This window comes from Fulvimarina uroteuthidis, assembly GCF_034321785.1.
In the GTDB taxonomy this organism is placed as follows: Bacteria; Pseudomonadota; Alphaproteobacteria; order Rhizobiales; family Rhizobiaceae; genus Fulvimarina; species Fulvimarina uroteuthidis.
On record NZ_JAXLPB010000002.1, the window covers coordinates 728,636 to 747,409 of the forward strand.

General features: G+C 65.1%; 18 protein-coding genes. 13 read left to right on the forward strand and 5 right to left on the reverse strand.

Features of this window, described 5'->3' with window-relative positions; all coding sequences use genetic code 11:
• Window positions 1-8 precede the first annotated feature (8 nt).
• Window positions 9-227 (reverse strand): hypothetical protein, encoded by a 219-nt coding sequence (locus tag U0C82_RS08235; protein WP_322186590.1) that lies wholly within the window; start codon window positions 225-227, stop codon window positions 9-11.
• Window positions 228-343: 116 nt separating this feature from the next.
• Between U0C82_RS08235 and U0C82_RS08240 the strand changes: the two genes are divergently transcribed.
• The 12 genes from U0C82_RS08240 to U0C82_RS08295 all read left to right on the forward strand — a co-directional run bounded on the left by U0C82_RS08240 (window position 344) and on the right by U0C82_RS08295 (window position 12,022).
• Window positions 344-1,162: a hypothetical protein gene (locus U0C82_RS08240; protein ID WP_322186591.1), complete on the forward strand. Its 819-nt coding sequence runs from the start codon at window positions 344-346 to the stop codon at window positions 1,160-1,162.
• On the forward strand, window positions 1,159-2,130 hold the full coding sequence (locus U0C82_RS08245) for a glycine-rich domain-containing protein (RefSeq protein WP_322186592.1): 972 nt from the start codon (window positions 1,159-1,161) through the stop codon (window positions 2,128-2,130). The genes U0C82_RS08240 and U0C82_RS08245 overlap by 4 nt, the downstream gene beginning before the upstream one ends.
• 91 nt (window positions 2,131-2,221) lie before the next feature.
• Window positions 2,222-4,216: a phage tail protein gene (locus U0C82_RS08250; RefSeq protein WP_322186593.1), complete on the forward strand. Its 1,995-nt coding sequence runs from the start codon at window positions 2,222-2,224 to the stop codon at window positions 4,214-4,216.
• A 39-nt stretch (window positions 4,217-4,255) separates the two neighbouring features.
• Window positions 4,256-4,462 (forward strand): hypothetical protein, encoded by a 207-nt coding sequence (locus tag U0C82_RS08255; RefSeq protein ID WP_322186594.1) that lies wholly within the window; start codon window positions 4,256-4,258, stop codon window positions 4,460-4,462.
• 171 nt (window positions 4,463-4,633) lie between these two features.
• Complete coding sequence (locus U0C82_RS08260; protein WP_322186595.1) at window positions 4,634-4,954, forward strand: hypothetical protein; 321 nt, start codon at window positions 4,634-4,636, stop codon at window positions 4,952-4,954.
• A gap of 32 nt (window positions 4,955-4,986) precedes the next feature.
• Complete coding sequence (locus U0C82_RS08265) at window positions 4,987-5,646, forward strand: response regulator transcription factor (RefSeq protein WP_322186596.1); 660 nt, start codon at window positions 4,987-4,989, stop codon at window positions 5,644-5,646.
• Between the two features lie 151 nt (window positions 5,647-5,797).
• Window positions 5,798-7,141: an ATP-binding protein gene (locus U0C82_RS08270; RefSeq protein ID WP_322186881.1), complete on the forward strand. Its 1,344-nt coding sequence runs from the start codon at window positions 5,798-5,800 to the stop codon at window positions 7,139-7,141.
• Between the two features lie 81 nt (window positions 7,142-7,222).
• Complete coding sequence (locus tag U0C82_RS08275; protein ID WP_322186597.1) at window positions 7,223-7,621, forward strand: hypothetical protein; 399 nt, start codon at window positions 7,223-7,225, stop codon at window positions 7,619-7,621.
• 186 nt (window positions 7,622-7,807) lie between these two features.
• Entirely contained in the window at window positions 7,808-9,079 is a 1,272-nt protein-coding gene (gene ccmI / locus U0C82_RS08280) for a c-type cytochrome biogenesis protein CcmI (protein WP_322186598.1), read from the forward strand.
• Entirely contained in the window at window positions 9,076-9,549 is a 474-nt protein-coding gene (gene ccmE, locus U0C82_RS08285) for a cytochrome c maturation protein CcmE (RefSeq protein WP_322186599.1), read from the forward strand. Before ccmI ends, ccmE begins: the two co-directional genes overlap by 4 nt.
• The gene (locus tag U0C82_RS08290) at window positions 9,546-11,525 is read left to right on the forward strand and encodes a heme lyase CcmF/NrfE family subunit (RefSeq protein WP_322186600.1); all 1,980 of its coding nucleotides are present in this window, start codon (window positions 9,546-9,548) and stop codon (window positions 11,523-11,525) included. The genes ccmE and U0C82_RS08290 overlap by 4 nt, the downstream gene beginning before the upstream one ends.
• Window positions 11,522-12,022, forward strand: coding sequence for a cytochrome c-type biogenesis protein (locus U0C82_RS08295; RefSeq protein WP_322186601.1), 501 nt, complete (start codon window positions 11,522-11,524; stop codon window positions 12,020-12,022). Before U0C82_RS08290 ends, U0C82_RS08295 begins: the two co-directional genes overlap by 4 nt.
• A gap of 280 nt (window positions 12,023-12,302) precedes the next feature.
• Here U0C82_RS08295 and dapD read toward each other — a convergent pair whose 3' ends face one another.
• The 3 genes from dapD to U0C82_RS08310 all read right to left on the reverse strand — a co-directional run bounded on the left by dapD (window position 12,303) and on the right by U0C82_RS08310 (window position 16,143).
• A complete protein-coding gene (gene dapD, locus U0C82_RS08300; protein WP_322186602.1) occupies window positions 12,303-13,157 on the reverse strand; it encodes a 2,3,4,5-tetrahydropyridine-2,6-dicarboxylate N-succinyltransferase in 855 nt (284 codons plus the stop codon).
• A 214-nt stretch (window positions 13,158-13,371) separates the two neighbouring features.
• Window positions 13,372-14,769 (reverse strand): ChaN family lipoprotein, encoded by a 1,398-nt coding sequence (locus U0C82_RS08305; RefSeq protein ID WP_322186603.1) that lies wholly within the window; start codon window positions 14,767-14,769, stop codon window positions 13,372-13,374.
• Window positions 14,770-14,901: 132 nt separating this feature from the next.
• Window positions 14,902-16,143 (reverse strand): lytic murein transglycosylase, encoded by a 1,242-nt coding sequence (locus U0C82_RS08310; protein ID WP_322186604.1) that lies wholly within the window; start codon window positions 16,141-16,143, stop codon window positions 14,902-14,904.
• Window positions 16,144-16,392: 249 nt separating this feature from the next.
• Between U0C82_RS08310 and U0C82_RS08315 the strand changes: the two genes are divergently transcribed.
• The gene (locus U0C82_RS08315) at window positions 16,393-17,328 is read left to right on the forward strand and encodes a formate/nitrite transporter family protein (RefSeq protein WP_322186605.1); all 936 of its coding nucleotides are present in this window, start codon (window positions 16,393-16,395) and stop codon (window positions 17,326-17,328) included.
• Between the two features lie 91 nt (window positions 17,329-17,419).
• On the opposite strand, the gene eno is transcribed toward U0C82_RS08315, so the two are convergent.
• Window positions 17,420-18,700: a phosphopyruvate hydratase gene (eno, locus tag U0C82_RS08320; protein WP_322186606.1), complete on the reverse strand. Its 1,281-nt coding sequence runs from the start codon at window positions 18,698-18,700 to the stop codon at window positions 17,420-17,422.
• Window positions 18,701-18,774 lie beyond the last annotated feature (74 nt).

The window sequence follows — 18,774 nt, forward strand, 5'->3', positions numbered from 1 at the left end:
GGCAGCCTTCACTTCGCGTCCGCATATGCATCTCTGAACATCTTGATTTCATCTTGGATCGCATACAGCACCCATGAAACCACTAGCACTGCGATGTATAAGAGCAGAGCCGGGATCACTTGACCGCCTTCAAACAACTCCGCTGCCAACACACTGCCGATAACAAAGAGTGCGCATCGGGGCACAAATAAAAAAACATACGAAAATTTCAACACAGCCAAAGCCATCTTCTGCTCCTTAGTTGCTGCGCTAACGATAGCATCTTGCACAGCGTTAGCGAGCTATCCCCGCGAAAATACTTGGGAATGTTAAATATGTAAAACATTTAACATTGGAGGCTCATATGGCTGATCTCAGCGATATCAGTTGGCAGCAAAACGACGAAGCCAACAACAGCGCCAGCCCGAATGGGTTTCCCGTAGGCGTGCTGCCCACGCAGATTGGTGGTGCAATTCGCGCCCATAGAGGTGCCAGCAAGCGCTTTTGGGATCGCATCAACAGCATGGCAATCAGCACGGGCACTGGCGCGGCGTACCGGATTGCCTACGAAGTGCCACCCACTGCGCTGGTGAAAGGCGAGGTGTTCCGATGGTTTGCGCACGTCGCAAATACGGGTCCAGCCACGCTGCGCATCAACGAGGTGCAAACCGCACCCATCGTGCACAATGATGATGGCGCTGCGCTAATCGCGGGAAATATCCCATTGGGCTCAGTGATCACCACGGTGTTCGATGGCACAGTGTTCCGGGCAATCGGGTTGGACAAATATGGTCCCCGCATGGGCGCGGTGGAAACCTCAGTGACTGCGCTCGCCGCGAGCACGCTGAAAACAGACATCAGCAACATCAAAACCGCTAACAAGGGTCGGGTTACCACGGGCACGGTGATCTTCAACTACGCGGATGGCACCTACCAGAGCATCGAGATTGGTGGACCCGTTGCTTTTGATGTCGCCAACATGCCCACGATCGGCGGCACAATTCAGATCAACATCACGTTCACCGGAGGCAGCATCACGATGCCACCGGGCGTGGTTTGGGATCTCGGCTCCGGGGAAAAGACCTCCACTTTCAGTGAAGTGGGTGTGACCTGGGTGGTGAACCGGCGCTATCGCGTTGTGTTTGAAGGAGTGAATGGTGTGCTCACCGGGCTGGTGTCATGAGCACACTGGGCGCGAAGAAACTCATGGCGGGCAAAACCGCCGAAGGCCAAGCCCTCTACACATCGCCGGGCACGTACAGTTTTGTGGTGCCCCCAGCGGTGACCTCTGTGAGTGCGTTGGCGATTGGTGCAGGCGGTGGCGGTGCACGCAGCGGCGGCGGTGGTGGAGCGTACGCTTACGGGAACAGCATCAAAGTCACGCCAGGGCAGACGATCACCGTGGTGGTGGGATCAAGCCCATCCGGGGGCAATGGCGGTGACAGCAGTTTTGGCAGCACGGTCAGTGCGGGCGGAGGCAGAAGCGGTTCCTCATCCGGTGGTGCTGGTGGCACCGTGAACGCTGGATCAGGCAACCGAGGTGGCAGCGGCAGCACTTACACGACTATTCCGGGTTCCAGTGGCAGTTACCAAACCACTGAAACCGAAGGCCCATATTACGATGCATCACCCCCCACGTATAGCACCGCTTGGTATCAGGCGGATGATCTGGAGGGAACCGACGACAAAGCCGTTATGGTGTGGAGCAGCAACGGCAATTATGGACCCTACCGGTATGGCGACCTTTCCTACAACGCCACATCGTTCCAGCACTCAGATGGCTGGACCTACTACCGTGGTTCCTACCGGGGCGTGTTTGAGGGCCTACGTCAGCCGTCATACCGAAACACCAATCTGCACAACTACGAGGTAAGCCGTAGCCGGCCCAAAACTGTCTACTACACGAACCCGGACACCTATTACGGTGGTAACGGCGGCAATGCGGGTACTGGCACCTCGGTGGGTGCGAATGGCAGTTCCCCCTCGGGTACCAACGGCAGCACGGGCAGTGGTTCGCCGCTGGCTTCCAGTGGAGGCAACTATGGTGCTGGTGGACGTGGCAGCGGCAACGGCTCCAACAGCACGGGAACGAACGGCGCTGTGAGGATTGTCTGGGGTAGAGGCAGAGCCTTCCCCGCCACGAAGGTGTGATCAGCAAAAAGGACTGGAACGAGGTTCCAGTCCTTCCCTAAGCAGCGACAACGCGTTCTGCGTTGCAATGTATTTAGTTGCCTAAGGAAAATTGTGTGTAATTGCTACACAGCGCAACGTCTTCGTCGATCCGAAATCCTCCGAGAGCGTCATTCCTTACCATTCACGGGGTTTCCGCGACGATCTCGCGCAGCGGCGCTTCCTGGAGGCTTCCCTCGACGGGTGGACGCGGCGGATCGGCCCTGACGGGACGGCTCTCAATCCGATGTCGCCGATCTATGGCGGACCCATGGTGGATCCGGGTGCGATCCATCTGTGGACCTGGGACGCACGACCCTATCCGGCGTTTCCCCAGCGCTCCGATCTGTGGACCGACGGGCGCAACTGGCGGCTCGGCCATTGGCTGAACGGACGTCTCGCCAATGCGCCGGCCGATGCGCTGGTGGCCGCGATTCTGGCCGATCATGGGATCGAGGCAGCGGATACGAGTGGCCTCGACGCCGTGCTCGACGGCTATGTGATCGACGGGCCGCGTTCGGTGCGCGACGATATCGAGGCGATCCTCTCGCTGGTCGGTGGCATCGCCTTCGTGTCGGATGGCGAGATAAGGTTCCGCTCGCTCGCGCAGCGTGTCGGCATGGCCTCGATCGAGGCGCTGGCAGATGGCGAGGGGCCGCTGGTGGAGATGCGGCGGGACGAGACCGGGGAAAATCCCGACGAGATCGCGATCGGCTACATGGACCCGGACCGCGCATACCAGCCGGCGGTCTCCGCGGCAGCGACCGGCGACTACCGGGTGCCGCGAAAGGGGATTGCGTCCTATCCGGCGGTGCTCCACCGCGAACTTGCCGACCGTTGCGCCGCGCGTCTTCTGGCCGAGACCGAGGGTTCGAGCGAGACGATCCGCTTTGCCGTCGCACCGAAGCTTGCGCAGCTGGAGCCGGGCGACGTTCTGTCGCTGCCGGGGCGGCCAGGGCGCTGGCTCGTCACCCGGATCGAAAGCGGACAGACGCGCCGGATCGAGGCGCGGTCCCTGGCGCCGGCCGAGGTGACGGGGGCAGGCTTCGGGCGTGACGCGGAACTTCGCACGGAGTTCCCGAGGCCGTTCGTGGCCTCGCGCCCGGCTTTCGAGATCATGGATCTGCCGCTCCTGCCCGGACATGACCAGAGCGGCGGTGCGGTCGCGGTCCATGCCAGTCCCTGGCTGCCACATGCGGTGGATGCTGGATCGACGCAAGGGGGTCTGACGCGGCGGGCGATCGTGGACCGGCCGGCCCTGATGGGCCGGTCGGTCGCGCAGCTCCTGCCCGGTCCCTGCGGCGTCTTCGACCATGCCAACGCCCTGACGGTTCGCCTCAACCGGGGCAGCCTCTCGTCGATCGAACCCGGCGCCCTGTTCTCGGGCGGCAATGCCGCCGCAATCCTTTCGCGCGACGGACGGCTGGAGGTTCTGCAGTTCCGGAATGCGGAGGAAATCGAACGGGGCGTGTTCCGGCTGTCGGGCCTCCTGCGTGGCCAGGCCGGAACCGAGGCGGATGCGTCGAGCCCGTTCGAAAGCGGCGCACGGTTCATCCTTCTCGACGATGCCGTTCGCAGCCTCGACCTCGGCGAGAGCGAGATCGGCCAGAAGCTGACGCTCCGGATCGCGCCGCTCGGGCGCGGTCTCGACGACGAGGCCGTGACCGGCACGAGCGCTTCGGTCGGCCTGCGGGCCGTGCGCCCCTACAGCCCGGTCCACCTCAAGGCACGGTTCGAGGCGGACGGTGGGGTGAGGTTCTCGTGGGTCCGGCGCACCCGCATCGGCGGCGACAACTGGCAGGCCGAGGAAGTGCCGCTCGGCGAAGACCGCGAGATCTACAGGGTCCGCGTGCGCGCCGCCGCCTCGTCCGGCGTTCGTCCCGCCGGCAGCATCGCCGGCACCGTTCCGGCCGACGTCGCGAGCCCCGAATTCGCGCTCGGCAGGATGCGACAGATCGAGGCGTTCGGCACGCTGCCGGCGGCCCTGACGATCGACGTCGCACAGGTCTCCCCCGTCTGGGGGAGCGGTCCCGCCCTGTCCGGGCGGGTCACAAGGCCCGCGAACTGACGGGTCGCGTGGTTGATTTGCAACGAGAAGGAGACTGTCATGATCGACCAGAAGGAATGGTATCGCTCCCGCACGGTATGGGGCGGCCTGGTGGCGCTTGGCGCAGCGCTCGGCGGCCTGTGGGGTCTGGAGGTTTCCGCGCCGATGCAGGAAACCATCACAACGACGCTTCTGGACATGGCGGCGGCGATCGGTGCGCTGGTTGCGATCTACGGCCGTCTGGCGGCCGATAAGACGCTGAAATGACGAAGGAAAGAGGCCGAAACAGGAGTTTTTCCCAAGGCGTTAAGCCAGAAAAAACAAGGCCTTATTGAAACTTCGCTCTTGAAGAAGCATTCAGCATGAGTTCACGATGCGAACTCTAGAAAGCTTGAGAGCGAACCGGTTCCGGCAAGCTGACCTGATTGGCGATCGAACATGACCCTGAAGACATCCATCCCCCGTGCCCTGATCGCGGCTCTCGTGCTTTCGGTTTCGGTCGGCGAGATCGCGGTGGCACAGGGCAATAGCGGTCGTGGGGGTCAGGGACAGGGACAGGGCAATGGCGGCGGCAATGGCGGCGACCAGAAGAGTTGCTCCCAGACCGAGGTCCGGGAAGCCGAAAGCCGCAGCGGCGGCCAGATGATGTCGGTCAGTCAGTCGACGGAAGGTGGATCGACCGTCTGCCGCATCACCGTGCTCGTCCCGTCCCAGGGAAACGGCAAGCCGCGGCGGACAGTTGTCACGGTCCGGCCCTGATCGGCCGGACGTTTTGAGGAAGGGTTGAGGGCATGCGGGTTCTCGTTGTCGAGGACGACGACAATCTGCGCCGCCAGTTGCGCGAAGCGCTCGAGGCGGGCGGATATGTCGTCGATGAGGCGTCCGATGGCGAGGAAGGCCATTTTCTCGGAGACACCGAGCCGTACGACGCAGTCGTGCTCGATGTCGGCCTGCCCGTCATGGACGGAATCAGCGTTCTGGAACGCTGGCGCCGCGACCAGCGCAAGATGCCCGTCATCATTCTGACGGCCCGCGACCGCTGGAGCGACAAGGTGGCCGGCATCGACGCGGGCGCGGACGATTATGTAACGAAGCCGTTTCACATCGAGGAAGTGCTCGCCCGGGTCCGAGCGGTGATCCGCCGGTCGGCCGGCCATGCGACGTCCGAGCTCGAATGCGGCCCCCTGCGCCTCGACACCCGCACCTCGCGCGTCAGCGTCGACGGCGCGCCGCTCAAGCTGACGTCCCACGAATATCGCCTGCTCGACTATCTGATGCACCATCAGGACAGCGTCGTCTCGCGCAGCGAACTCATCGAGCATCTCTACGACCAGGATTTCGATCGCGACTCCAACACGATCGAGGTCTTCGTCGGACGCCTGCGCAAGAAGATCGGCATCGACATGATCGAAACGATACGGGGACAGGGTTACCGGCTCCGGCATGAGTGAACCCGTTTTCGAGCAGAGCACCGGCGAGACGGCGAAGGGGGCACGGATCCGCGGCGAGGGCCTGTCGCGATCGGCGCGGCGGGCAAGCCGTCTCGCGCGCCGCCGTCTGTGGCGACTGCTTGCGCGTTCGCTCGCGGTTCGCGTCGTCGGCATGTCCAGCCTCTGGACCATCGCGGCCCTGCTCGCCGTCGGAATCCTGATTTCCGCGCTCTACCGGCAATCGGCCGAGAACAGTTTCTCCGCGCTTCTCGAAGCCCAGCTCTTCAACCTGATCAACAGCGTCAGCGTCAGCGAGGCCGGGTTTCTGACCGGCAGCCCGAATCTTGGCGATCTGAAATACGTCCAGCCCGAATCCGGCTGGTACTGGGAGATCGTGCCGGCAAGCCAGGACCTGCGCGGTCGCCTGACCTCCTCGTCCCTCGGCTATTCCGCCATCTCCACCGAACCCATCGAAGCGGTGCCGTTCGAGTTCGACTATCAAAGAACCTATACCAAGCCCGGTCTTGCCGGCGAGGAACTTCAGATCCTCGAGACGGAGGTGGTGCTCGACGATTCCAACCGCGCCGCGCGGTTTCGCGTCATGGGCAACAAAAGCGAGCTCGATGACGAGACCAACGCCTTCGACCAGCGGCTGGCACTCTATCTCGCGATCGTGTGCATGGGCAGCGTGATCATCAATGCGGGCGTCATTCTGGTGGCGCTGCGACCGTTGCGGACGGTGCGACGGGCGCTCTCGAGGGTAAGGGCCGGGCAGGCCGAGAAGCTCGAAGGCGACTTTCCCTTCGAAGTCGCGCCGCTGGCGGACGAGATGAACGCGCTGGTGGCCAACAACCGGCGGATCGTGGAGCGGGCGCGGACCCAGGTCGGCAATCTCGCCCATTCGCTGAAGACCCCGATTGCGGTTCTCGTCAACGAGGCCGACCGGATCGGCGGCACGAGCGGCCAGATCGTGAAGGATCAGGGCGGGCGCATGCGCGAGCAGGTCCAGCACTATCTGGACAGGGCGCGGGTCGCGGCACAAAGCGAAAGCGTCGTCTATCGCACTCCGGTCCAGCCCGTCCTCGAGCGGCTCGTCCGCGTGATCGCCAAGCTCAGCCCGGACCTCAAGGTCGTGTTCGAGGCGGAGACGGCGGCCGGTCTGGTGTTTGCCGGCGAGCGGCAGGATTACGAGGAAATCGTCGGCAATCTCTTGGAGAACGCTTCGAAATGGGCGCGCGGAAAGGTGCAGCTCACCTGCCGCGCCGCAGGACCCGACCGCTTCGAGACGATCGTCGAGGACGACGGGCCCGGGCTTTCGGAGGACGAGCGACGCGAGGCCATCAAGCGTGGCCGGCGGTTCGACGAAACGGTGCCGGGAAGCGGTCTCGGCCTGTCGATCGTGTCGGATACGGTGCGCGAATATCAAGGCGACGTCCGGCTGGAGCGATCGGCCCTGGGCGGGCTTGCCGTCATCGTTGCGTTGCCGCACTTGCACACCTCGGCCAGCTTGACATGATGACCAAGACGAACGAACCAAGGGCCGAGCGCTGAGACGCGACCCAGCGCCATGCTCGATCGATCCAAAGTTTGAGAGCCGATGCCGTCCTCACGCCTGACCATTCTCCTCGTTCCCGGGCTCGTCCTCAGCTTGAGCGGCTGCCTTTCCTTCTCCGGCGGCGGGCTTGCGCCCGCTTCGCCGGGGGCGACATCGCTCGCCGGCGGCATTATCGGGAAAAGTGCCTATGCGCCGCAGCTGTCCAGCGGCGCGATCGCTCGCGCCGTCGAGGCCGAATATCAGGCGCTGCAGTTCGGTTCGGTGGGCGAGCCGATCGCATGGTCCGGCGACGGCGCGTCCGGCCGTGTCGTGCCGACGCAGGTCTACCGCGTGGGTTCGCAGGACTGCCGGGGCTACACGCAGTTCCTCGAAGGCGCCGATCCCAAGGGTCTTGCCGGAACCGCCTGCAGGGCGGGCGATGGAACCTGGGTCATGGTGTGAGGCGGGCCGCGGCCTCGAGAAAAACCCTGCCGATCCGCCCGGCGAGGCACCCCGTCTCATGACGAAACCGTAAGGCCGGTTTTGCTTGGGACCGGTGAAGCGTTCTGCTAGAACGATTCCGAATTGCGACATCCGCCCGTGGCGGCGGCGCATGCGTTCAAGGGCGAGACGGGTTAAGTCGGTTCAATGGTCTTCTGGTTCATCATCGCGGCCATGACGCTGGGCGTCGTTCTGCTTCTCGTCTATCCGGTCTTCTCGTCCTCCATCGGCTCTGCCGAAGGCCGCGCGGCGCACGATGTCGAGGTCTATCGCTCGCAGCTGAGGGAAGTCGAAGGCGACGTCGAGCGCGGCACCCTTTCGCCAGCCGAGGCGGAGACGGCGCGCGCGGAAATCGGACGCCGGCTTCTGAAGGCGAACGATGCCGCGGTCGGCGGCGCGAGCGGCAAGGCACCGGCAGGAACGCGCAGGAATCTCGTCGCAGGCGTCGCGATCATCCTCCTCATCCCGGCGATCTCCGTATCCGCCTATCAGTCCTTCGGGGCGTTCGGCCTGCCCGACCTGCCGCTTTCGGCCCGCTCCCAGCCGGTTCCGGACGACGGGTCCGGCGTGCCGAGCGACATCCTGCGACTGGTCGCGGGCGCCGAGGAGCGCCTGAAGAGCGATCCGAACGACGGGCAGGGCTGGAACGTGCTCGCGCCGATCTACCTTCGCATGGGCCGGTCCGAGGATGCGATCGAGGCGTTCCGCAATGCGACCCGGCTTCTGGGCGAAAGCGTCGATCGCGAGGCGGGCCTCGGCGAAGCGCTGACCCAGGACGCGGGCGGCGAGGTGACCGACGAGGCCCGCGGTCATTTCGAGAGCGCGCTCGAAGCGAATCCGGATTATCTGCCGGCCCGGTTCTTCGTGGCGCTCGATCTTTCGCAAGAAGGCGAAAATGCCGATGCGGCTGCGGCCTGGGCCGCGCTGATCGAGAATAGTCCGGCGAACGCCCCTTGGATGCCGATCGCCACAGCTGCGCTCGCCGATGCGCGGGGCAAGGCGGGGCTTGCACCATTGGACGAGGCCGCCATGCCCCAGCCCGCCACAAGCGCGACGGGACAGGCGCCGGCGCAAACGCCGCGCGGCGGGCCGGCGGCGTCGGCCGGGCAGGGCGGCGGTGCCCCCGGCCCCGACGAAGACCAGCTCGCCGCCGCGTCCCAGTTGAACCCCGGCCAGCGCCGGGACATGATCGAGGGCATGGTGTCGCGTCTGGCGAGCCGCCTTGAAGCGGACCCGAATGACGCGCAAGGATGGCAGCGGCTGATCCAGTCCTATTCGGTGCTCGGCATGGACGAGGAGGCCGCCGCGGCGCTCGCCCGCGCACTCGACACATTCTCCGACGACACCGAGACCCGCGCGCAGATCGCGGCGCTCGGAAATACGCTCGGCATCGCAGGCACTGAGGGAGGAACTCAATGACGCGCAAAGGCAAACGTCTGCTGTCGATCGGCGGAATCTTCTCGGTGATAGCGCTGGCCGCCGGGCTGGTCCTGACCGCGATGTCGGACTCCGTCGCCTACTTCAACTCGCCGACCGACATCGTCGAGAGGACGCCGGGTCCGGGCCAGCGCATCCGTCTCGGCGGCATGGTGGAAAGCGGCAGCGTTGTGCGCGATCGCGGCGAAACCGTCACCTTCCGCGTCACCGACACCGTCCAGAGCGTGCCGGTGACCTATACGGGGATCCTGCCGGATCTCTTCCGCGAAGGGCAGGGCGTCGTCGCGGAGGGCACGCTCGGCCCCGACCGGCTCTTCCTGGCCGATACGGTTCTGGCCAAGCACGACGAGAACTACATGCCGAAGGAAGTCGTCGACGATCTGAAGGCGCGAGGCCTGTGGGACCACGACGCATCGCGGCCCAAGGCCGCCGGTACGGGAGAGGGCGCATGATCGTCGAACTCGGCCATTACGCGCTGATCCTCGCGCTTGCGGCCTCCATCGTCCAGTCCGTCGTCCCCGCACTCGGCGCCTATCGCGGCGACGCGCGGATGATGGAGGTCGGGCAGACGTCGAGCCTCGGCGTCTTCCTGCTGCTCGCCTTCTCCTTCTCGGCCCTCACCACCGCCTACGTCACCTCGGATTTTTCCGTGGCCAACGTCTACGAGAATTCCCATTCGGCCAAGCCGATGCTCTTCAAGATTTCCGGCGTCTGGGGAAATCACGAGGGCTCGATGCTGCTGTGGGTGCTGATCCTCGCCCTTTTCAGCGCGCTCGTCGCAAGCTTCGGGCGCGATCTGCCGCCGAGCCTCAAGGCCAACGTCCTGTCCGTCCAGGCCTGGATCCTGACGGCCTTCATCGCCTTCATCCTCTTCACCTCGAACCCGTTCGCCAGGCTTTTCCCGGCGCCTTTCGAGGGACAGGATCTCAATCCGATCCTCCAGGATGTCGGTCTCGCGATCCATCCGCCGCTGCTTTATCTCGGCTATGTCGGCTTCTCGATCGCCTTCTCGTTCGCGGTCGCCGCCCTCATCGACGGCCGGATCGACGCGGCCTGGGCGCGCTGGGTGCGTCCGTGGACCCTCGCGGCCTGGATCTTCCTGACCCTCGGCATCTCCATGGGCTCCTACTGGGCCTATTACGAGCTTGGCTGGGGCGGCTGGTGGTTCTGGGATCCGGTGGAGAACGCCTCCTTCATGCCGTGGCTCTCAGGCACCGCGCTCCTCCACTCGGCGGTCGTGATGGAAAAGCGCTCGGCGCTGAAGGTCTGGACGATCCTCTTGGCGATCCTCACCTTCTCGCTCTCGCTGCTCGGCACGTTCCTCGTGCGCTCCGGCGTCCTGACCTCCGTCCACGCCTTCGCGACAGACCCATCGCGCGGTGTCTTCATCCTGTTGATCCTGTGCCTGTTCATCGGCGGCGCGCTTGCCCTCTTCGCGTTCCGCGCCTCGAGCCTGGAAAGCGGCGGCCTGTTCCAGCCGGTCAGCCGCGAGGGCGCGCTGGTCCTCAACAATCTGTTCCTGACGACGGCGACGGCGACCGTGCTCATCGGCACGCTCTATCCGCTGCTCCTCGAAATGGTGACGGGCGAGAAGATCTCGGTCGGCGAGCCCTTCTTCAACCTGACGTTCGGCCCCCTGATGGTGCCGCTTCTCCTCGCCGTTCCGTTCGGGCCATTGCTCGCCTGGAAGCGCGGCGATATCGCCGGCGCGACGCAGCGGCTCTACTGGGCGATCGGCGCGGCCCTGCTCACCGCGATCATCGTCATCGCGCTGACGCGAGGCACGGAAGTCCTCGCCTCGCTCGGTCTCGGCCTCGGCGTCTGGCTGCTGATCGGCAGTCTCGTCGATGTGGTGGAGCGCGCGAACTTCAGAAAGGCCGGCCTTTCGACGGGCTTTGCACGGCTGAAGGGCCTGCCCCGTTCGGCGTTCGGCACGACGCTCGCCCATTTCGGTCTCGGCGTCACGGTCATCGGCATCGTCTGCGTGTCCGCCTTCGAGACCGAGATCGTCACCTCGATGTCTCCCGGCGAATCGCGGGAGGCGGGCGGCTACGAAATCCGCTTCGACGACATGGAAGAGCGTTCCGGGCCGAACTACACCGAAGACGTGGCGACGTTCACCCTTCTCACGGCCGGTGCGACGGTCGACCGGATCGAAAGTGCGCGCCGGCTCTACACGGCGCGCCAGATGCCGACGACGGAAGCGGGCCTTCGCACCGAATGGTTCTCGCAGCTCTATATCTCGCTCGGCGATTCGGCGGCCAATGGCGGGGCGACGGTCGTGCGCATCTGGTACAAGCCGCTCGTCACGCTGATCTGGATCGGGACCCTGTTCATGGCGTTCGGCGGCCTCGTCTCGCTCGCGGATCGCCGCTTGCGGGTCGGTGCACCGGCTGCGCGCAAGGCCCGGCGAGTGGCACCGGCATGAGGAGGCTGACGCATCTCTCGCAGGCGCTCGCGATCGCTCTCCTCGTCACTGTCGGTGCTCCGGCGGCCGGGCTCGTGGCGACGCCCGCCCACGCGGTCGAACCCGACGAGGTGCTCGCGGACCCGGCGCTCGAGGCGCGGGCCCGCCAGCTTTCGACCGGGCTTCGGTGCATGGTCTGCCAGAACCAGTCGATCGACGATTCCAATGCGGGGCTCGCCAAGGATCTGCGCGTGCTGGTGCGCGAACGGCTGGTCGCTGGCGATACGGACGAGGAGGTGATCACCTATCTCGTCTCGCGCTATGGCGAGTTCGTGCTCCTGCGGCCGCGCGTGTCGATCGGCACCATCGCGCTCTGGGCGACCCCGTTCGCCGTGCTGCTGGCCGGGATCGGCTACGCCGTCATCGCCATGCGCCGCCGCGAAAACGACGACGTGCCGACGCCGACGCTGTCCGACGAGGAAAAGCGCGCGCTTGCCAAGGTCATGAAGAACGGTTGACGCCGGACGGTTTCTCCCGCTTCCCGATGCCGGCGGGACGCCCGGAAGGATCGCGTCGCCGGCCGGATCTCTGGCAACCGGTTGTTCGAGCGTCCGGTGCGTGGCCAAGCGTTCCGCCGGCCCGACCGCATCGGCCCGAGGATCGGAACCGATCTTCCGAAATCCCGATGCGAGACATCAAAGGGACAGATCGAGCATCACGGGCCCGAACAGACGCGTGATGCTCCAAGAGCGCGATGCAATCCGCGCCGCCCATAGGCCGCAGGCGGGCGTGTCGGGATCAGTTGCGCAGGAGATCGTTGATCGATGTCTTCGAGCGGGTCTGCGCGTCAACGCGCTTGACGATCACGGCGCAGTAGAGGTTCGGGCCCGGCTCTCCATTGGCCATGGCGCGCCCCGGTGCGGACCCGGCGACGACCACCGAATAAGGCGGGATCTCGCCATAGGAAACCTCCCCGGTCGTGCGGTCGATGATCTTGGTCGACTTTCCGATATAGACGCCCATGCCCAGAACCGAGCCTTCGCGCACGATGCAACCTTCGACGACTTCCGACCGCGCGCCGATGAAGCAATTGTCCTCGATGATCGTCGGGCCGGCCTGGAGCGGCTCGAGCACGCCGCCAATGCCGACGCCGCCCGACAGATGCACGTGCTTGCCGATCTGCGCGCAGGAGCCGACTGTCGCCCAGCCGTCGACCATCGAGCCTTCGTCCACATAGGCGCCCAGATTGACGAAGGACGGCATCAGCACGACGTCCCGGCCGATGAACGCGCCGCGGCGCACGATCGAGCCCGGCACGGCGCGGAAGCCCGCCGCACGGAATTTCGGCCCGTCCCAGCCGGCGAACTTCGACGGCACCTTGTCCCACCAGGTTGCGCCGCCCGCCCCGCCTTCGATGATCTCCATATCATTGAGGCGAAAGGAGAGAAGCACGGCCTTCTTCAGCCATTGGTGGACGGTCCAGTCGCCGTTCTCCCCGCGCGAGGCCACCCGCGCCGAACCGTCGTCGAGCATCTGAAGGGCGCTTTCGACGGCGTCCCGGACTTCGCCCTTGGTGGTCGTGGAGATCGAGGCCCGATCCTCGAATGCCTGTTCGATCGTGGCCTCGAGGGCGCTGTGTTGGGTGCCGCTCATCGCGTCGTCCTTCATGTGACATGCCAGATTGCGCGGAAGCAATTTCCCGCTGGAATCGGCGCGGACCCTAGTTGAAGCAGGATCGCTTATCAATGCGGCTGAGGCTCGGGGCCGGGACGTTCGGTGCCGAAACGCCGGTGATCGGGCGTGCCGTCGAGGACGCACGCCGCCCGGATCGATGGCAGGGGACGACTGAAACGTCCCGCGACCGTGCTCAGTCGGCCGGCGTGTTCGAGGCGGCCGCGCCGGCTTTCGCCTTCATCATCGCCTCGAGGTCGGCGCAATGGTCGGTGGTGTTGGCGCGGGGCGTGAAGATGGTGAAGTCGAAGGGGGCCGGCATTTCGCGCGACAGGCCGTAATCGGATGCGGCCTTCGCGTCTGCGCTGGCGATCTCGACCATCTGGACCGCGACCGCGTCGTCGTGATCGGTAAGGCCCTCGATAACGGCCGGCACACCGCGATCCTTGCGGGCATGGCCTGCGCCGGCGATCAGGATCGCCGAGCCGTTCTCGTCCGCCGCCTCGATCATCGCCGAGGCCATTGCCCCGTCGCGAAGCCGCTGGGCCAGCTCCATCGGGGCGAGGGCGGCGTCCGGAATCAGGCCGCAATGGGATGCGCCAAGTTCGCTCAACAGGGCCTGGCGCATCGCCGGATCGACCGGAAGGTCGAGCCCGAGCCGCGCACGTTCGGCGGCCGGAATCGCATCCTGGCCCTTGGCCGACAGGTCGCGGACCGTGTCGGAATCGAGATTGCCCGCAACCAGCGGCAGTTGATTTTCGATGGCGGCCTGGAACACGGGCTCGTAGATCGAGAAATCGGGCCAGCCGCGCTCGTTCCAGGACAGCTTGCGGGCCAGATCGGACAGATCCACCGGGCTGGTCTCGCCGATATTCTCGAGCACTGCGGAGAACATGTCCGGGATCATCTCGAAGACGATGGCGGGCTTGCGATCGGCCTCGGCGGTGCTGCGGATAATGCCCGCCTGCAGGCGATGATGATCGGGATTGTCGTGGATCTCGCCGAGGAGAACGTAGCGCGCGCCCTTGACCGCCTTGACGAGGCTTTCCGTATCGCTGGGCGTGCCGTCGGACGAGACGATCGACCCGACGAGCGGATTGTCGGCATAGACCGACGAGCGCCATGCCTGATCGTCCTTGTCGAACAGCTTGGTCGCGACCGATTTCGGCGCGTCGACCTGTGGTGCGCCCGAACCGGTCTCGTCGGACGGGGCGGAGGAGGCGGCCATGGTGAGGAGCGCGTCGGCGCTCGAATCGTAGGCAAGAACGGCGAGCGGTTCGGACGACGCCATCGGCGCGTTGAGCCCGATGCCGGGATTGCGCGCAGCGATCGCTTCCAGAGCTTCGAGCGCGCCGGAAGCGGACGGCATGTCGCCACCGAACGGCGTCGCCATGGCGACTGCGATCGGGGTCTCGTCGCCGCGTATGTCGAAGGGCTTGTGGATGATCGGATCGGTGTCGGGGGCGGAGAAGCCTGTCTCGGCCGTCTGCAACGGCAGGGCATCGATCAGGGACGAGATGCGATCTGCAAACGCGAAACTCGATACGCTGACCACGCCGAGCCCCAGCGAGGCGATGACACCAAAGCGCTTCAAGCGAAAATCCCCACGAAATACCCCATCCTCAGCGCGAGACGCTCCCCAGCATCTCCGCGTCTCCATTCATTAACCCAACTTGTGGCGAAACTATTACATCGCGTTCAGATTGAAGCGCCATGGTTAGCGCTTTCATAAGGGGCCGAGGGCTTCGACGAGGTCGCGCGAAGGCCAGCACGTCTCGGCCAGACCGAGTTCGGCCTCCACCGCGCCGATGGCCCGCCGCGTCTTGAAGCCGGCGAGACCGTCGATCCCTCCGACGTCGAAGCCCTTGTCGACGAGGGCGGCTTGCACGGCGGCGACATCGCCGCGTGTCAGCCCGTCGGTCGATGCGAAGGGGGCGACGAGCGGGCCCGCGCCGATCATCCGGTCGGCAACATGGCCGACGAAGAGGGCGTAGAGGTCGGAATTGTTGTAGGCCTTGATGACGTAGAAGTTCGGCGTGGCGATGAAGGCCGGACCCTTCCGGCCCGCCGGCATCATGAGATGCCCGGTGCCCGCCAACTCGTGTCCGGGAAACGGACGCCCCGACACCCGGGCCGCGCCATCCTCGACGAAGCGCGAAATCGGACGGCCCTTGTCGGGACCTTCCAGGGTGCAGGAAAGACCCTTTGCGACCGTCACCTCGAAGCCCCAGTCGCGGCCCGGTTGCCAGCCATGTTCCTTCAGATAGTTCGCGATCGAGCCGAGCGTGTCGGGCACGGAATTCCAGATGTCGCGCTTGCCGTCACCATCGAAGTCGACGGCATAGTCCAGGAACTTCGAGGGCATGAATTGCGGCTGTCCGAGGGCCCCGGCCCACGATGATCGCATGTCGCGCACCGCCCTGTCGCCGTTCGATGCGATCTTCAGCGCCGCGACGAGCTCGGTGCGGAACATCTCCTTGCGCCGGGCAAGCCATGCCTTCGTACCCAGCACCTCGAAGGCGTCGTGCGGGATCGTCGCGTTTCCGAACGCCGATTCCCGGCCCCAGATCGCCACGAGAACGGGAGCGGGAACGCCGTATCGCGCCTCGATCCGGTCCAGAAGACCGGCATGGGTCTCAAGCAGCGCCTTGCCGGAGCGCACGGTCTCGGCAAGGGCGCGTTCGGATAGATAGTCCGACCCGTTCTTGAACTCGGCCTGGACGTTGATCGGCGAAACGGCTTCCGTCTCGCCCGGAAGCGTCAGGTCGGGCAGATCGAGATCGGGCTCGACGCCGGCGAACGCCGCATCGAAGATCTCGCGCGATACGCCCTGCGCTTCGGCCTCCGGCCAGATCGCGGTCTCCAGGAAGGTCCTGAAGTCTTTCGTCAGGGACTGATCGGCCCTGGACGCTCCGGCAGGACCGAAGACCATGAGAAGGGCGAAGACGAAGAGGGCGGGGACGCGCATGCTCGGTGACCGGTCCATGGAACGAGTGTCGGGACGGCCGACCCTAACCGAACGAACGGTCCCACGCCAAACGCGCAGGAAGACATTGCCCGATGGCGCTGCCGCCGCGGGTCGCGCCCGTCCCCCGGCAGGCTGGCGGCAAGGGAGAAAGAAACTCATGCATGAGCGATTTGATGGAACGGTCTTGCGGGAGTTCGGTTGGTCCAGAAGCGCGTAACCCGGCTCCCTTGATTCGAGAATGGCAAGTGAATGAACGACAGACCGACCCGCACGAACGAGGACGGCCTTGAGGCCGGCACGCCAGACCCTGCAGATGGCGAGAGAGGTCACGCGAACGACGTTACCGAGCATCGGCTGAAGTACGAAGGCTCCTCGCTGACGAAAAGCGAACTGAAAGAGGTCGATCACCGCATGAAATTGCGGCCCCTCGCAGTTTACGAGATCGTGCGCCAGGAGGGCGAGGACGAGCTGACGCGGCCCTATCGCAGCCTGTGGTGGTCCGGCCTTGCGGCGGGACTTTCCATCGGCTTTTCCGTCTATACGGAAGCTGCGATGCGGGCCTATCTTCCGGAGGCCGACTGGACGCCGCTTCTCGACAGCCTCGGCTATTCGGTCGGCTTTCTCATCGTCATTCTGGGCCGCCAGCAGCTCTTCACCGAGATCACTCTGACGGCGATGCTGCCGCTGCTGGCCCGGCCGACGATGGCGGGCGTTTTCGCGGTGGCGCGCCTGTGGACGATCGTCCTTGCGGCCAATCTCGTCGGCACGGCGATCTATGCGGCGGGGATCGCGTTCGACGTGTTGAACACGCCAACCATCGTCGCCGCGGCGATCGAGGTGTCGCGCGAGGCGACCCGGGGCGAATTCCTCGATATCCTTTTGCGCGGCATCGCGGCTGGCTGGCTGATGGCGACCGTCGTCTGGCTCATGCCGTCCGCCAAGGGATCCGGGTTCATCGTGATCGTGCTTCTGACATCGCTGATCGCGCTGTTCCATCTCGCCCACGTGGTCGCGGGCTCGGTCGAGGCGCTGACCCTGGTCTTCATCGGCGAGCGGGGCCTCTTCGAAACGATCTTCGGATTTCATCTGCCGGCGCTGGTCGGCAACGTTCTCGGCGGCTCCGCCCTCTTCGCGCTGATCAGCTACGGCCAGATCGCCGATGAACTCGACGAGCACGGCAACTGACCGTGCCGCCGGCCCGTGTCGCACGAACGAAAAACGCCGGGCTGCAAGGCCCGGCGTTTCGTTTCGTGCGAGGGAAATCAACGAGGGATGATCAGCGACCGGAACGAAGGATGCTTCGACCCGCATAATCGGCCTGGCTGCCGAGCTCTTCCTCGATGCGCAGCAGCTGGTTGTATTTCGCGACCCGGTCCGAGCGCGCGAGCGAGCCGGTCTTGATCTGTCCGCAATTGGTGGCGACCGAGAGATCGGCGATGGTCGAATCCTCCGTCTCGCCCGAGCGGTGGGACATGACGGCGGTGTATCCGGCGCGGTTCGCCACGGAAACCGCGTCGAGGGTTTCCGACAATGTGCCGATCTGGTTGACCTTGACGAGTATCGAGTTCGCGGCCCCCATCTCGATGCCCTTCTTCAGGCGTTTCGAATTGGTCACGAACAGATCGTCGCCGACGAGCTGGACCTTCTGGCCGATGGACCGGGTGAGGTTCGTCCAGCCCTCCCAGTCGTCCTCGTCGAGCCCGTCCTCGATGGAGATGATCGGATAGGCGTCCGAAAGCTCCTTCAGATAGCCGCCCATCTCGTCGGGCGACAGCTTGCGGCCTTCGCCGGCCAGATCGTAGACGCCGTCCCTGCAGAATTCCGTCGCCGCGCAGTCGAGGGCGACGAACATGTCCTCGCCCGGCCTGTAGCCGGCCTTCTCGATCGCCTTCATGATGAAGTCGAGCGCTTCCTTGGGCGAGCCGAGGCTCGGCGCGAAGCCGCCTTCGTCGCCCACATTGGTGTTGTGGCCGGCATCCTTCAGCATCTTCTTCAGCGTGTGGAAGGTTTCCGCGCCCATGCGCAGCGCGTCGGAAAACCGCTCCGCGCCGACCGGCATGATCATGAATTCCTGAAAATCGATGGGATTGTCGGCATGCGCGCCGCCATTGATGATGTTCATCATCGGAACGGGCAGGACATGCGCGGAGGGTCCGCCGACATAGCGATAGAGCGGAAGCCCCGAGGCGTCGGCCGCCGCCTTCGCAAGCGCCAGGGAGACGCCGAGAATGGCGTTCGCCCCGATCCGGCTCTTGTTCTCGGTGCCGTCGAGATCGCAAAGGGCCGCATCGACCATCAGCTGGTCCTCGGCCTCGAGGCCGGCAATCTCCTCCGCGATCTCGTTGTTGACCGCATAGACCGCCCTCTGGACGCCCTTGCCCATGTAGCGCTCGTCGTCGTCGCGCAGCTCGACCGCCTCGTAGGCGCCGGTGGAGGCGCCCGACGGCACCGCCGCGCGGCCCATGGAACCGTCTTCGAGAAGCACGTCCACCTCGACCGTCGGGTTGCCCCGGCTGTCGAGAATCTCACGGCCGATTACGTCGATGATCGCGGTCAAACTGCTTCTCCTGAAAAACGGGTCCTGCTGGCAGGTCTTTTAGGACAGGACAGCGCAGGTGAACAGTCGGGTCG

Excerpts from the sequence above, each read along its gene's own strand:
- U0C82_RS08235 (WP_322186590.1), bottom strand. The coding sequence starts at position 227 with ATGGCTTTGGCTGTGTTGAAATTTTCGTATGTTTTTTTATTTGTGCCC.
- U0C82_RS08240 (WP_322186591.1), top strand. The coding sequence starts at position 344 with ATGGCTGATCTCAGCGATATCAGTTGGCAGCAAAACGACGAAGCCAAC.
- U0C82_RS08245 (WP_322186592.1), top strand. The coding sequence starts at position 1,159 with ATGAGCACACTGGGCGCGAAGAAACTCATGGCGGGCAAAACCGCCGAA.
- U0C82_RS08255 (WP_322186594.1), top strand. The coding sequence starts at position 4,256 with ATGATCGACCAGAAGGAATGGTATCGCTCCCGCACGGTATGGGGCGGC.
- U0C82_RS08260 (WP_322186595.1), top strand. The coding sequence starts at position 4,634 with ATGACCCTGAAGACATCCATCCCCCGTGCCCTGATCGCGGCTCTCGTG.
- U0C82_RS08265 (WP_322186596.1), top strand. The coding sequence starts at position 4,987 with ATGCGGGTTCTCGTTGTCGAGGACGACGACAATCTGCGCCGCCAGTTG.
- U0C82_RS08270 (WP_322186881.1), top strand. The coding sequence starts at position 5,798 with ATGTCCAGCCTCTGGACCATCGCGGCCCTGCTCGCCGTCGGAATCCTG.
- U0C82_RS08275 (WP_322186597.1), top strand. The coding sequence starts at position 7,223 with ATGCCGTCCTCACGCCTGACCATTCTCCTCGTTCCCGGGCTCGTCCTC.
- ccmI (WP_322186598.1), top strand. The coding sequence starts at position 7,808 with ATGGTCTTCTGGTTCATCATCGCGGCCATGACGCTGGGCGTCGTTCTG.
- ccmE (WP_322186599.1), top strand. The coding sequence starts at position 9,076 with ATGACGCGCAAAGGCAAACGTCTGCTGTCGATCGGCGGAATCTTCTCG.
- U0C82_RS08290 (WP_322186600.1), top strand. The coding sequence starts at position 9,546 with ATGATCGTCGAACTCGGCCATTACGCGCTGATCCTCGCGCTTGCGGCC.
- U0C82_RS08295 (WP_322186601.1), top strand. The coding sequence starts at position 11,522 with ATGAGGAGGCTGACGCATCTCTCGCAGGCGCTCGCGATCGCTCTCCTC.
- dapD (WP_322186602.1), bottom strand. The coding sequence starts at position 13,157 with ATGAGCGGCACCCAACACAGCGCCCTCGAGGCCACGATCGAACAGGCA.
- U0C82_RS08310 (WP_322186604.1), bottom strand. The coding sequence starts at position 16,143 with ATGCGCGTCCCCGCCCTCTTCGTCTTCGCCCTTCTCATGGTCTTCGGT.
- U0C82_RS08315 (WP_322186605.1), top strand. The coding sequence starts at position 16,393 with ATGAACGACAGACCGACCCGCACGAACGAGGACGGCCTTGAGGCCGGC.